The organism is Isoptericola hypogeus (assembly GCF_039531145.1).
GTDB lineage: Bacteria > Actinomycetota > Actinomycetes > Actinomycetales > Cellulomonadaceae > Isoptericola > Isoptericola hypogeus.
In genome coordinates this window covers 427,003-439,845 of the sequence record NZ_BAAAPM010000008.1, presented here as the reverse complement: position 1 = coordinate 439,845, position 12,843 = coordinate 427,003, and the positions used below count along the sequence as shown (strand labels likewise).

General features: G+C 73.0%; 11 protein-coding genes. All 11 read left to right on the top strand.

Going from position 1 to position 12,843, the window contains the following annotated elements; translation table 11 throughout:
* Position 1 precedes the first annotated feature (1 nt).
* The 11 genes from pdxS (at position 2) to secF (ending at position 12,787) form a co-directional block, all read left to right on the top strand.
* Positions 2–922 carry a pyridoxal 5'-phosphate synthase lyase subunit PdxS gene (gene pdxS, locus ABD254_RS17710; protein ID WP_344249982.1) on the top strand — a complete coding sequence of 307 codons (921 nt, stop codon included), beginning with the start codon at positions 2–4 and terminating at the stop codon, positions 920–922.
* A gap of 204 nt (positions 923–1,126) precedes the next feature.
* The gene (gene hrpB / locus ABD254_RS17705; protein ID WP_344249980.1) at positions 1,127–3,652 is read left to right on the top strand and encodes an ATP-dependent helicase HrpB; all 2,526 of its coding nucleotides are present in this window, start codon (positions 1,127–1,129) and stop codon (positions 3,650–3,652) included.
* Between the two features lie 303 nt (positions 3,653–3,955).
* The gene (locus ABD254_RS17700) at positions 3,956–4,654 is read left to right on the top strand and encodes an NUDIX hydrolase (RefSeq protein WP_344249978.1); all 699 of its coding nucleotides are present in this window, start codon (positions 3,956–3,958) and stop codon (positions 4,652–4,654) included.
* Positions 4,651–5,304 (top strand): pyridoxal 5'-phosphate synthase glutaminase subunit PdxT, encoded by a 654-nt coding sequence (gene pdxT, locus ABD254_RS17695; RefSeq protein WP_344249976.1) that lies wholly within the window; start codon positions 4,651–4,653, stop codon positions 5,302–5,304. The genes ABD254_RS17700 and pdxT overlap by 4 nt, the downstream gene beginning before the upstream one ends.
* 3 nt (positions 5,305–5,307) lie before the next feature.
* Positions 5,308–6,063 carry a YebC/PmpR family DNA-binding transcriptional regulator gene (locus tag ABD254_RS17690; RefSeq protein ID WP_344249974.1) on the top strand — a complete coding sequence of 252 codons (756 nt, stop codon included), beginning with the start codon at positions 5,308–5,310 and terminating at the stop codon, positions 6,061–6,063.
* 218 nt (positions 6,064–6,281) lie between these two features.
* Entirely contained in the window at positions 6,282–6,875 is a 594-nt protein-coding gene (gene ruvC, locus ABD254_RS17685) for a crossover junction endodeoxyribonuclease RuvC (RefSeq protein WP_344249972.1), read from the top strand.
* Positions 6,876–7,036: 161 nt separating this feature from the next.
* Entirely contained in the window at positions 7,037–7,696 is a 660-nt protein-coding gene (gene ruvA / locus ABD254_RS17680; RefSeq protein ID WP_344249970.1) for a Holliday junction branch migration protein RuvA, read from the top strand.
* Positions 7,689–8,816 carry a Holliday junction branch migration DNA helicase RuvB gene (ruvB, locus tag ABD254_RS17675; RefSeq protein ID WP_344249968.1) on the top strand — a complete coding sequence of 376 codons (1,128 nt, stop codon included), beginning with the start codon at positions 7,689–7,691 and terminating at the stop codon, positions 8,814–8,816. The genes ruvA and ruvB overlap by 8 nt, the downstream gene beginning before the upstream one ends.
* A 162-nt stretch (positions 8,817–8,978) precedes the next feature.
* On the top strand, positions 8,979–9,437 hold the full coding sequence (gene yajC / locus ABD254_RS17670; protein WP_344249966.1) for a preprotein translocase subunit YajC: 459 nt from the start codon (positions 8,979–8,981) through the stop codon (positions 9,435–9,437).
* Positions 9,438–9,560: 123 nt separating this feature from the next.
* Positions 9,561–11,690, top strand: a complete 2,130-nt coding sequence (secD, locus tag ABD254_RS17665) for a protein translocase subunit SecD (RefSeq protein WP_344249964.1) — start codon at positions 9,561–9,563, stop codon at positions 11,688–11,690.
* Positions 11,690–12,787 carry a protein translocase subunit SecF gene (gene secF, locus ABD254_RS17660; RefSeq protein ID WP_344249962.1) on the top strand — a complete coding sequence of 366 codons (1,098 nt, stop codon included), beginning with the start codon at positions 11,690–11,692 and terminating at the stop codon, positions 12,785–12,787. The genes secD and secF overlap by 1 nt, the downstream gene beginning before the upstream one ends.
* Positions 12,788–12,843: the final 56 nt, after the last annotated feature.

Below are 12,843 nucleotides of genomic sequence, written 5' to 3'. Positions count from 1 at the left end.
GTTGAGCGAGACCACCGGGAACACCGTAGGCGCCGGGACCGGCGAGGTGGGCACCGCCCGCGTCAAGCGGGGCATGGCCGAGATGCTCAAGGGCGGCGTCATCATGGACGTCGTCACGCCGGAGCAGGCCAAGGTCGCCGAGGACGCCGGCGCGGTCGCGGTCATGGCGCTCGAGCGGGTCCCGGCGGACATCCGCGCCCAGGGCGGGGTGTCGCGCATGAGCGACCCGGACATGATCGACGGCATCATCGAGGCCGTCTCGATCCCGGTGATGGCGAAGGCGCGCATCGGGCACTTCGTGGAGGCGCAGGTGCTGCAGGCGCTCGGCGTCGACTACGTCGACGAGTCCGAGGTGCTGACCCCCGCCGACTACGCGAACCACATCGACAAGTGGGCCTTCACCGTGCCGTTCGTGTGCGGCGCCACCAACCTGGGCGAGGCGCTGCGGCGCATCACCGAGGGCGCGGCGATGATCCGGTCCAAGGGCGAGGCCGGCACCGGCGACGTGTCGAACGCGACCACGCACATGCGGCAGATCCGCGCGCAGATCAGCCGCCTGACGTCCCTGGCCCCCGACGAGCTGTTCGTGGCGGCCAAGGAGCTCCAGGCGCCGTACGAGCTGGTGGCGGAGGTCGCGCGCACGGGCAAGCTCCCCGTCGTCCTGTTCACCGCCGGCGGTATCGCCACACCGGCCGACGCCGCGATGATGATGCAGCTGGGCGCCGAGGGCGTGTTCGTGGGCTCGGGCATCTTCAAGTCCGGCGACCCGGTCGCGCGGGCCAAGGCGATCGTCCAGGCCACCACGTTCCACGACGACCCGGACGTGCTCGCGAAGGTCTCCCGCGGCCTCGGCGAGGCGATGGTGGGGCTCAACGTCGAGGCCGAGCCGGCGCCCGTGCGCCTGGCTGAGCGTGGTTGGTGACCGCTCGCTCGCGTGACTGACGGACGGGCCCCGCGGACATCGTGTCTGCGGGGCCCCTCCCCGCGCATGTAGACCCCCGCAGATCGTCCGCGGGGCGGGTGTCCAGCGCGCATCGATCCACCGCAGCGGGTGCAGGCCGGCGCGGAGCCCCCAGGCGAAGCAGAGCAGCGGATCGACGGTGTGGTGGTCGGTTACTGTCGGGGCGTGCTGCTGCCTGAGTCGTCGGTGCCCGGGGCGGACCTGCCTGTGCGGGCGGTGCTACCTGCCACGGTCGACGCGGTGCGGTCGCGCGGTACCGCGGTGCTGGTCGCGCCGCCCGGGTCGGGGAAGACCTCGCTGTTGCCGCTCGCGCTGGTCGACGCGCTCGGGGGAACGATCATCGTCGCCGAGCCGCGAAGGATGGCGACCCGCGCGGCCGCGACCCGGCTGGCAATGCTGGTCGGCGAACCGCTCGGGCAGCGGATCGGCTACGCGATGCGTGGTGAACGCAGCGGCGGCAAAGGACTCCGGGTCGAGGTGGTGACGACGGGTCTCCTCGTGCGGCGTCTGCAGCAGGACCCGGAGCTGCCGGGTGTCGCCGCGATAGTGATCGACGAGTGCCACGAGCGGCACCTCGACGCCGATCTTCTGCTCGCGCTCTGCGTCGACATCCGGGCGAACCTCCGGGAGGACCTGGCGATCGTCGCGACCTCGGCCACGGCGGACACGGTCAAGCTGAGCCGCGCACTGGGCACCGATGTTCCGGCGCCCGTGATCACAGCGTCCGCCGCACTGTTCGACGTCGCGGTCGAGTGGGCCCCACCACCGGTCCCCACGCCGCTGCTGCCCGGCGGGCGGGTCGACCCGCGCCTGCTGGACCACGTCGCGGCCGTCGTCCGGCGCGGGATGACCGAGAACCTAGGCGACATCCTCGTGTTCGTCCCGGGGGAGGGCGAGATCAACGGTGTTTCTCGCCGGCTGGCGGGTGAGAACGTCCTGCCGTTGTTCGGCCGCCAGTCGAGGGCCGAGCAGGATCGCGCCCTGGCGCCGTCCGCCACCCGGCGGATCGTGGTCACGACGTCGGTCGCGGAGAGCTCGCTGACCGTGCCCGGGGTCAGGGTCGTGGTCGACTCGGGTCTTGCCCGGGAGCCGCGGACCGATCAGTCCCGTGGCCTCGGTGCGCTGGTCACCTGCCGGGTCTCGAGATCGTCGGCCGACCAGCGAGCGGGTCGGGCCGGGCGGGAGGCGCCTGGCCGGGTCTATCGGTGCTGGTCTGCCACCGACCACGCTCGTCTTGACGAACATGCGGCTCCGGAGATCGCGATCGCCGATCTGGCAACCTTCGCCCTCGACCTCGCGGCGTGGGGTGCTCCTGCTGGTGACGGACTGACCTTGCTCGACGCACCGCCGGCGCCGGCGATGACCGCGGCCACCAAGCTGCTGCGCCGCTTCGATGCCATCGACGAAGACGGCCGGATCACCGAGCGGGGCCGGCGGATGGCGGCGATCGGGGCGCACCCTCGCCTTGCTCGAGCGTTGCTGGACGGGTCGCCGCGGGTCGGCGTCGACCGCGCACGCGAGGTCGTCGCCATGCTCTCGGACGACTCCGGCCGGGGTTCCGGCGATGATCTGCCGGCCCGCTGGCGAGCCCTGCGCCGTGGCGAGGACCGCGGAGCCACGGCCCGCTGGCGGGAAGAGGCAAAGCGCCTCGGCCGCGGTACGGCGACCGGGGACCCGTCGGGTGTGCCGGCTGACCGGGGGACGCGCGGAGTACCGGATGATCTTGCGGCGGGGATCATGGTGGGTCTGGCGTATCCGGATCGGATCGCGCGGGCTCGCGGGACCGACTCGGCGACGTACCAGATGTCCGGTGGCACGGGTGCTGCCCTGGATCCGCAGTCGCCGTTGCGGACCTCGACCTGGCTGGCGATCGCGGTCGCTGACAGAGGACCCGGTCGCGCCGACGCCAGGATCCGTTCCGCGGCGCCGATCGACGAGCAGACCGCGCGAGACGTCGCAGGCGACCTCGTCTCGACCACCGACCAGATTCGCTGGGACGACGGCCGGATCGTGACGCGGCGCGTCGTGGCGCTCGGCGCGATCGTGCTGGGCGACGACCCGCTGGCAAAGCCCGACCCGCTGCTCGTCCAAGCCGCCGTCCGCGACGGTATCCGGCGCAGCGGCCTGTCGGTACTGCGCTGGTCGGAGGCCGCGCTCGCCCTGCGGGAGCGGCTCGCGTTCTGTCACGCCCACCTCGGCGCCCCGTGGCCCGCCGTCGACGACGACGCACTGCTGGCCGATCTCGACGGATGGCTGGGCACCGAGCTCGCCTCGGTGCGCGGCTCGCGCGACCTTGCACGCATCGACGTGGCTTCGGCGCTCCGGCGACTGCTGCCGTGGCCGGCAGCAGCCCGGTTCGGCGAGCTCGCACCGGAACGGCTCCGGGTCCCGACGGGCTCCGAGGTCCGGCTCATGTACGACGGTGTCGAGCCGCCAGTCCTCGCAGTGAAGCTGCAGGAGGTATTCGGCTGGACTGCCACTCCCGCCGTCGCGGACGGTCGTGTACCGGTCGTTCTGCACCTGTTGTCACCCGCACGGCGCCCGGTCGGGATCACGAGCGATCTCGCCTCCTTCTGGAAGCAGGGCTATCCCCAGGTCCGAGCCGACCTGCGAGCCCGCTACCCCCGCCATCCATGGCCGGAAGATCCACTCACCGCCATCCCGACCAAAGGGCTCAAACCTCGCCATTGAACCGAGCCGCCCTTTGATGCTTCGTCAGGAGGTTCGATCGACTGCCCGCATGCTGATCGCCCGGATCCAGGACCTCGTCCGAACCCACGACGCGCATCCGCAGGCTCCTCGACGCCGGGCTCTCGACGCGCGTTGCCGGTGAAGACGTGGCGCCGGCAGGGGAGCTGCGCACCGGACTAACCTTGGCCGCATGCATGCAGACACCACCTCCGACACGGCGAATCTCCGGGGTTCGTCAATCGTGGACCACGGCATGAACGCCGAGGCCGAGCCGGCGCCTGTGCACCTGGCGGAGCGGGGCTGGTGAGCCCCGCCCTCGGCGACGACTGGGTGAGGGGACCGGACGGGCTGCGGCATCGCCGCGCCGCGCGCGTGATCCTGCTCGACGAGACCGACCGCGTGCTCCTCGTGCGCGGGCACGACGCCGACGAGCCCGAGCGCTCGTGGTGGTTCACCGTCGGCGGCGGCATCGACGCGGGCGAGACCGAGGTCGACGCCGCGCTGCGCGAGCTGCGCGAGGAGGCCGGCCTGGAGCTGGCGTCCGAGGACCTCGTGGGCCCGGTGCTGACCCGCGCGGGGATCTTCCGGTTCTTCGCCGAGACGTGCCGCCAGGACGAGGTGTTCTTCCTGGCCCGCGTCGACGGCGGCCACGCCCCGACCGACGCCGGGTGGACCGACGTCGAGCGGGACGTCCTGGACGAGATGCGGTGGCTGACGACGGCACAGCTGCGGGCCGAGACGCGCGAGGTGTTCCCGACGGCCCTGCCCGACGTCGTCGACGCGCTCGCGGGCGGGTGGGACGGCGTTGTCCGCCACCTAGGCACGCAGTACGACGACGAAGACGAAGGTGCAGCGGAGGTTGGGGGCCGAGGAACGAGGCACCCGGCCGCAGCGGAACCGCAGGCTTCGGCGTCCGACACGCACGACGAGCCGTCCGACCCGGAGGAGCTCGAGCCACGTCCGGCGGCCGAGCCCGTCGAGACCCCGGGCGACGCTCCGTGACCGCGACCGTCGGCGTGCTCGCCCTGCAGGGCGACGTGCGCGAGCACGCCGCGGCGCTGGTGGCCTCGGGGGCCCGGGCGGTGCCGGTGCGCCGGCCCACGGAGCTCGACGCCGTCGACGGCCTCGTGCTGCCGGGAGGCGAGTCGACGACGATCGACAAGCTGTTGCGGATCTTCGACCTCGCCGACCCGCTGCGGGCCGCGATCCGCGCCGGGCTGCCGGTCTACGGCTCGTGCGCCGGCATGATCCTGCTCGCGGACCGCATCGAGGGCGGGATCGACGGACAGCGCACGCTGGGTGGGATGGACGTCGTCGTGCGGCGCAACGCGTTCGGCCGTCAGGTCGACTCGTTCGAGGCGGACCTCGACATGGCGGGGGTCTCCGACGGGCCGGGCGGGCGGCCGGTGCGCACCGCGTTCATCCGGGCCCCGTGGATCGAGAGCGCGGGGCCGGAGGTCGAGGTGCTGGCCCGCATCCCCGACCGCTGGGCGGACGGGGCGGCGGTCGGCGACGCCGCCGGTAAGATCGTCGCAGCACGTGCCGGACGACTGCTCGCCACCGCGTTCCACCCGGAGATCACCGGGGAGTCGCGGGTGCACACCCTGTTCGTCCGGATGGTCGAGGAAAGCAATCGCGAAGGAGCCAGGTAGGTCATGTCCGGTCACTCCAAGTGGGCCACGACCAAGCACAAGAAGGCGGCGATCGACGCCAAGCGTGGCAAGCTCTTCGCGAAGCTGATCAAGAACATCGAGGTCGCCGCGCGAGTCGGCGGGGGCGACCCCGCGGGCAACCCCACGCTGTTCGACGCCATCCAGAAGGCGAAGAAGTCGTCGGTCCCCAACGACAACATCGACCGCGCCCTCAAGCGCGGCTCCGGCGAGGGCGCCGACGCCGTCGACTACCAGACGATCATGTACGAGGGCTACGGCGCGAACGGCGTCGCGGTCCTGGTCGAGTGCCTCACCGACAACAAGAACCGCGCCGCCTCCGAGGTGCGTCTGGCGTTCTCCCGCAACGGCGGCAACCTCGCCGACCCGGGTTCGGTGTCGTACCTGTTCTCCCGCAAGGGGCTCGTCGTGGTGCCCAAGGCCGACGGCGTGACCGAGGACGACGTGATGCTCGCCGCCCTCGACGCCGGTGCGGAGGACGTGAGCGACGAGGGCGAGGTCATCGAGGTCCTGAGCGAGGCCACCGACCTGGTCGCCGTGCGCACGGCCATCCAGGAGGCCGGCATCGAGTACGACTCCGCCGACTCCGTGTGGCACCCGTCCATGGAGGTCGAGGTGGACGTCGAGGGCGCGCGCAAGATCCTGCGCCTCATCGACGCGCTCGAGGACAGCGACGACGTGCAGAACGTCTACGCGAACTTCGACGCCTCCGACGAGGTCATGGCGGCGCTGGACGACTGAGCCGTAGCGCAGTGAAGGGTGGGGGCTGAGGGGACGAGGCACCCGCCCGCAACGGAGTGCAGGCTCGGGCGGACCACGAGAATCAACGAGGAGTGACCCTCCTCCGACCCGCGCAACGAGCGTGCTCGCACGACCCTCAGACGGTGGTTCGAGGATCGAGCAAGCACGCTCGTTGCCGCCTCCGGGGAGTCGGGGGATCTCCGTGAGAAGGTGACGACGTGCGTGTGCTGGGGGTGGACCCGGGTCTGACCCGGTGCGGCGTCGGCGTCGTCGACTCGATGCCGGGCCGGCGCGCCCGGCTCGTCGACGTGGGCGTGGTGGGCAGCGACCCCGCCCACAGCGTCGACCTGCGGCTGCTGGAGATCGCCGACGCGCTGGAGACGTGGCTCGACCGGCACGTGCCCGACGTCGTCGCCGTCGAGCGGGTCTTCGCCCAGCACAACCTCGGGACGGTGATGGGGACCGCGCAGGTCGCCGGGCTCGCGATGGTGGCCGCGGCCCGCCGCGGCGTCCCGGTGGCGATGCACACGCCGAGCGAGGTCAAGGCCGCCGTGACCGGGTCCGGTCGGGCCGGCAAGGAGCAGGTGCAGCGCATGATCGCGCGCATCCTCGGCCTCGACGACCTGCCGCGGCCGGCTGACGCAGCCGACGCCCTCGCCCTGGCGGTCACCCACCTGTGGCGGCCCACCGGCGCGGTGCAGGGCGGCGAGCGGCACGAGCTGACCCCGGCCCAGCGTGCCTGGGCCGAGGCCGAGCAGTCGGCGCGCAGGGCGACGCACCGCGGCGCCCCGTCGCGGGCGGCCCGCCGCTGACGGCCACGTCGCACGGCGTCGCCGGGGACGCCGGGCCGGGTGCCCCCTGGGTCGACGACCCGCCCGGTGTCGCGGGCCGGAGTGTCGGCAGCGGTTGTTACAGTGACGCCTCGTACGGGTGTTCGACGAATCCCGAAGGTGTTCGACGGAAAGGACCAGCGGTGATCGCCTCCCTGACCGGCACGGTCGCGCACGTGACCCTGGAGCGGGCCGTGCTGGACGTCGGCGGGGTGGGCTACCTCGTGCACGCCACCCCCGGCACCCTGGCGGCGCTGCGGGTGGGGGAGCGCGCCCTGCTGCACACCACGCTCGTGGTGCGCGAGGACTCGATGACCGTCTACGGGTTCGCCGACGCCGACGAGCGCGAGGTCTTCGAGACCGCGCAGTCGGTGTCGGGCGTCGGGCCGCGGATCGCGCTGGCGATGCTCGCGGTGCTGACCCCGGACTCGCTGCGCCGCGCCGTCGACTCCGACGACACCGCCGCGCTGCGCCGGGTGCCGGGCGTCGGCCCCAAGAGCGCGCAGCGCCTCGTGCTGGAGCTGTCGGGCAAGCTCGGGGCGCCGTCGGGCGCGGCAGGCGGCGCGTCGTCGTCCACTCCCGCCGCGCCGGCCGACGCCGACGGGCGCGGCCAGGTGGTCGAGGCGCTCGTCGGCCTGGGCTGGGCGCCCAAGGTCGCGCAGGACGCCGTGGACCGCGTGCTCGCCGAGGCGGCGGGCGACGGGCCGGGCGACTCCGACCCGGGCGGCCGCGACGGGGGCACGGTCGACGTCGCGGCGACGCTCCGGGCCGCGCTGCGCACGCTGGGGGGCCGCCGTGGTTGACCCGTCGGACCCGGGGCAGGCGCCGGAGTACGGGGGCGAGCGACTCGTGACCGCGGGTGCCGACGAGATCGAGCGGGCCGCCGAGGCCGCGCTGCGGCCCAAGAGGCTCGACGAGTTCGTGGGGCAGCAGGTCGTGCGCGACCAGCTCTCCCTCGTGCTGCAGGCCGCGCTCGCCCGGGACGCCGCGCCCGACCACGTGCTGCTCTCGGGCCCGCCCGGCCTCGGCAAGACGACGCTGGCCATGATCATCTCGGCCGAGCTCGGCACGTCGCTGCGGGTCACCAGCGGCCCCGCGATCCAGCACGCGGGCGACCTCGCCGCGGTGCTCTCCTCGCTCGAGGAGGGCGAGGTGCTCTTCATCGACGAGATCCACCGCCTCGCGCGGCCCGCCGAGGAGCTGCTGTACGTGGCGATGGAGGACTTCCGGGTCGACGTCGTCGTCGGCAAGGGGGCGGGTGCCAGCGCCATCCCGCTCGCGCTGCCGCCCTTCACGGTGGTCGGCGCGACCACGCGATCCGGCCTGCTCCCGGCGCCGCTGCGCGACCGGTTCGGCTTCACGGGGCACCTCGACTTCTACGACGCGTCCGAGCTGGAGCGCGTGATCCTGCGCTCCGCCGGGCTGCTCGGCGTCCAGATCGAGCACGGCGCGGCGCACGAGATCGCCGGGCGCTCGCGCGGCACGCCCCGCATCGCCAACCGGCTGCTGCGCCGCGTGCGCGACTGGGCCCAGGTGCGGGGTGACGGCGTGCTCGACCTGCGTGCCGCGCGCGCCGCCCTCGAGGTGTACGAGGTCGACCCGATCGGCCTCGACCGTCTCGACCGCGCCGTCCTGGGCGCGCTGTGCCGGCGCTTCGCGGGCGGGCCGGTCGGGCTGAGCACCCTAGCCATGACGGTCGGCGAGGAGCCCGAGACCGTCGAGACGGTGGCCGAGCCCTATCTCGTCCGGGAGGGGCTGGTCGCCCGCACGCCGCGCGGCCGCGTGGCGACGTCGGCGGCGTGGCAGCACCTCGGGATCGAGCCGCCGCCGGGGGCGTGGGGCGCACCGGCGACGGGGTCCCTCTTCGACCCCGCTCCGAGCGCGGGGCCGGGGATGGGCCCGAGCGGGGAGCCCAGCACCTAGACTGAGGTGGTCCCGGCCACAGGAGGGCGGGGCCGGAACTCGGCGGGCGAGACGCTCGTTGGGCCCGTACGCACACGACCTGTGCCTGGTGCGCCGACCGGCGTGCCCCGAAGCCCGGCTGTCGACCGACGACAGGCGGGCAGCGACAGACAAGGACGCTCCGTGGATCCGACACTTCTCATCCTCTTCGTGGTGCTCGCCGGCCTCATGTTCTTCATGAGCTCGCGGTCCCGCAAGCAGCAGCGCAAGCAGCAGGAGTTCCGCTCGGAGCTCGCGCCGGGTCAGGAGGTCATGACGGGCTCGGGGCTGTTCGGGACGGTCGTGGAGATCGACGAGGCGACCGACACGGTGACCGTCGAGTCCACCCCCGGCACCCGGACCCGTTGGCTCCGCGCGGCGATCGCCAAGCGCGTCGACACCCCGGTCGAGGAGACCCCCGAGGAGGCCGTCGCGGCCGACGGCGAGACCGACGTCACAGCTGCGCCCGCCGGGACCGGTACGATCACCCCCGGCGACGATCACGTCGACGTCCCTGACGATCTGTCCAGCCTGGACACCGCCCAGCGGGAGTACCGCGAGCAGCAGCGTCGTCAGGACGGCGAGACCGACTCCAAGCAGTAGTTCGACAGCGGTACGCGAGGGCGGGCATCGTCCGCCCGCCTGACACCGCGCCGGTCGGGGTGACCCGGCCGGCGCCCTCACGCGTCGGCCCAGCGCCGTCGCGCACACGGGAAGAGACTGAAGTTGGCTGACTCACGCACGAAGCGGTCGCGTCCGGTACGCACCCTCGTGGTCTTCACGATCCTGACGATCGTCGTTCCGTTCCTGGTGCTCGGCGCGGGGGTGTTCTTCGACCCGAAGTCGGCGGACAACCCCGACGGCGCGAGCTTCGCCCCAGGGCTGGCCCTGGACCTCCAGGGCGGCACGCAGATCGTCCTGACACCGACGTCCACCGACGGGTCGGAGGTCACGGACGAGACGGTCTCGGAGTCGATCAACGTCATCCGGCAGCGCATCGACTCCTCGGGCGTCACCGAGGCCGAGATCACCAGCCAGGGGTCGAACCAGATCGTCGTCGGCATCCCCGGCGAGGTCGACCAGGCCACGATCGACCTGGTCTCGCAGCCCGCGCAGATGCGCTTCCGGCCCGTGCTGACGTACGCCATGGGCACGCCGACCCCCGAGCCCAGCGCCTCGCCGAGCGCCCCCGCCGAGGAGGGCGCGGCCGAGGAGGGTGCGGCCGACGAGGGCGCGCCTGACGAGGGCGCGGCCGACGAGACGGACACCAGCCCCAACGGCAAGGGCGCGGGTTCGGCGGTCCCGGCCCCGGCGGCGAACGACCCGACCCCGGCCGCGACGGCGACGGCCACGGAGGGCGCCACCGACGACCCGTCGCCGGCGGCGACCGAGGAGCCCGCCGAGGGCGGCGACGCCGCGGCGACCGACCCCAGCGACCTCGCGCAGATCACGCCCGAGGTCCAGGCCGAGTTCGACGCGCTGGACTGCACCGACCCGGCGAACCTCACCGGCGGCGGCGGCGACGACCCGAACGCGGTGCTCGTCACCTGCGCCGAGGACGGCACGCTGAAGTACGTCCTCGGGCCGATGGAGATCGACGGCACGCACATCTCGTCGGCCAGCTCCGGCCTGATGGCCGGCCCCAACGGCACGGTCACCAACGAGTGGGGCGTCACCCTCGACTTCGACGACGAGGGCGCCGCGGAGTTCCGCGAGACCACCGAGCGGCTCATCACCCTCGAGCCGCCGCGCGACCAGTTCGCGATCGTGCTCGACGGCCTCGTCGTCTCCGCCCCGCAGGTGGAGAACCCGATCACCAACGGCCAGGCCCAGATCTCGGGCAGCTTCACGCGGGAGTCGGCCGCGACGCTGGCGAACCAGCTGAGCTTCGGTGCCCTGCCGATCGCGTTCGAGGTGGAGAGCCAGGAGCAGATCTCCGCGACCCTCGGCTCCGAGCAGCTGCGCAACGGCCTGATCGCCGGCCTCATCGGCCTCGCGCTGGTGGTCGTGTACTCGCTCTTCCAGTACCGCATGCTCGGCCTGCTGACCGTCGGCTCGCTGGTCGTCGCGGGCACGATCACCTACCTCGCGATCGCGATCCTGTCCTGGACGATGGGCTACAAGCTCTCCCTGGCCGGCGTCGCGGGCCTCATCGTCGCGATCGGCTTCACCGCGGACTCGTTCATCGTCTACTTCGAACGCATCCGCGACGAGGTGCGCGACGGCCGCACGTTGTCCTACGCGGTCGAGCGCGGGTGGACCCGTGCCCGCCGCACGGTGCTGGCGGCCAAGTCCGTCACCTTCATCTCCGCGATCATCCTGTACTTCCTCGCCGTGGGCGGGGTCCAGGGCTTCGCGTTCACCACCGGTCTGACCACGATCATCGACGTCATGGTCGTGTTCTGGTTCACCCACCCGATGATGGAGGTGCTCACGCGGATGCCGTTCTTCCGCGACGGGCACAAGTGGTCCGGGCTCTCGCCCGACCGGCTGCGCATCGGCAGCGGCCCGCGCTACGCGGGAGCAGGCCGGGTGCGGATGCCCGAGCCCGCGACCGTCGGCGCGCCCGCGCCGTCGGGCGCCGCACCGGCCGGAGCCGGGGCCGCGACCGGGGAGGTGTCGACGACGGCGGACGAGCCCGTGGGCGTCACCGCGTCGGTCGGCGCGGCATCGTCCGCAGCCGCGACCGACACCTCGGGTCGACGCCTGACCATCGCCGAGCGCCGGGCGGCGGAGCGCAAGGCGGCCTCTGCCGCCGGCGAGCCCGCCGGTGACCCCGATCCCGACGGGCGCGCACCCGACGATCCCGCGGCCGCCGAGCCTGCCACGGCCGACGAGAACGAGGAGAACCGGTGATGGCCGGCATCAACTTCGCCCAGTGGGGCAACGACCTGTACACCGGCCGCCGTTCGTACCCGATCGTGCAGCGCCGCAAGCGCTGGTTCACGATCGTCGGGGTGCTCGCGATCGCGTCGATCCTCATCCTGGCGACGCGGGGCCTCACGCTCGGCATCGACTTCCGCGGTGGCTCCGAGTTCACGGTCGCCGGCACCTCGACGACCGACCAGCAGCCCGCGGTGGACGCCGTGCACGACGTGCTGCCGGACGACGAGCCGCGCGTCGCGGTCATCGGCGGCGACTCGGTCCGCGTCCAGACGGAGCAGGTCGACGACGCGCAGGAGGCGGAGCTCGTCACGGGTCTCGCCGACGCCTACGGCGTGGAGGAGTCCGCGATCACGACGTCGTTCGTCGGCCCCACCTGGGGTGCCGGCGTCTCGATGCGCGCCCTGTGGGGCACCGTCGTGTTCGTCGTGGCGGCCGCCCTGTTCATGGCCGTCTACTTCCGGGCGTGGCGGATGTCGGTCGCCGCGATCGTCGCGATGCTCGGCGACCTGCTGATCTCTGCGGGGGTCTACTCCCTCATCGGCTGGGAGGTCACCCCGTCGACGGTCATCGGCTTCCTGACGATCCTCGGCTTCTCCCTGTACGACAAGATGGTCGTCTTCGACAAGGTGCGCGAGAACACCGCCGACGTCTTCACGCAGACCCGCAACACCTATGAGGAGCGGGCGAACCTGGCGGTCAACCAGACGCTCGTGCGGTCGATCAACACCTCCGTGGTCGCCCTGCTGCCGGTCGCGAGCATCCTCTTCGTCGGCGCGTTCCTCCTCGGCGCGGGCACGCTGCGCGACCTGTCGCTCTCCCTGTTCGTCGGTATCGCCGTCGGCGCGGCGTCGTCGATCTTCCTCGCGACCCCGCTCGACGTCGCACTGCGCACCCGGGAGCCGAAGATCGCCGCGCACACGCGGTCGGTGCTCGAGGGCCGCGAGCAGCTCGCGGCGGAGGGCGGGCACGACGCCGAGCTCGCCGCGGCGTCGACCGGCTCCACGCAGCTCATCCCCGGCCGGCACCAGGGCCACGGAGCCCAGCCGCGCCGCCGCCGCGGGAACTGACGCCGGCGTGGGCTGGGACATCGAGCCGCAGCACCCGGCGCCGGCGGCGCCGGGTG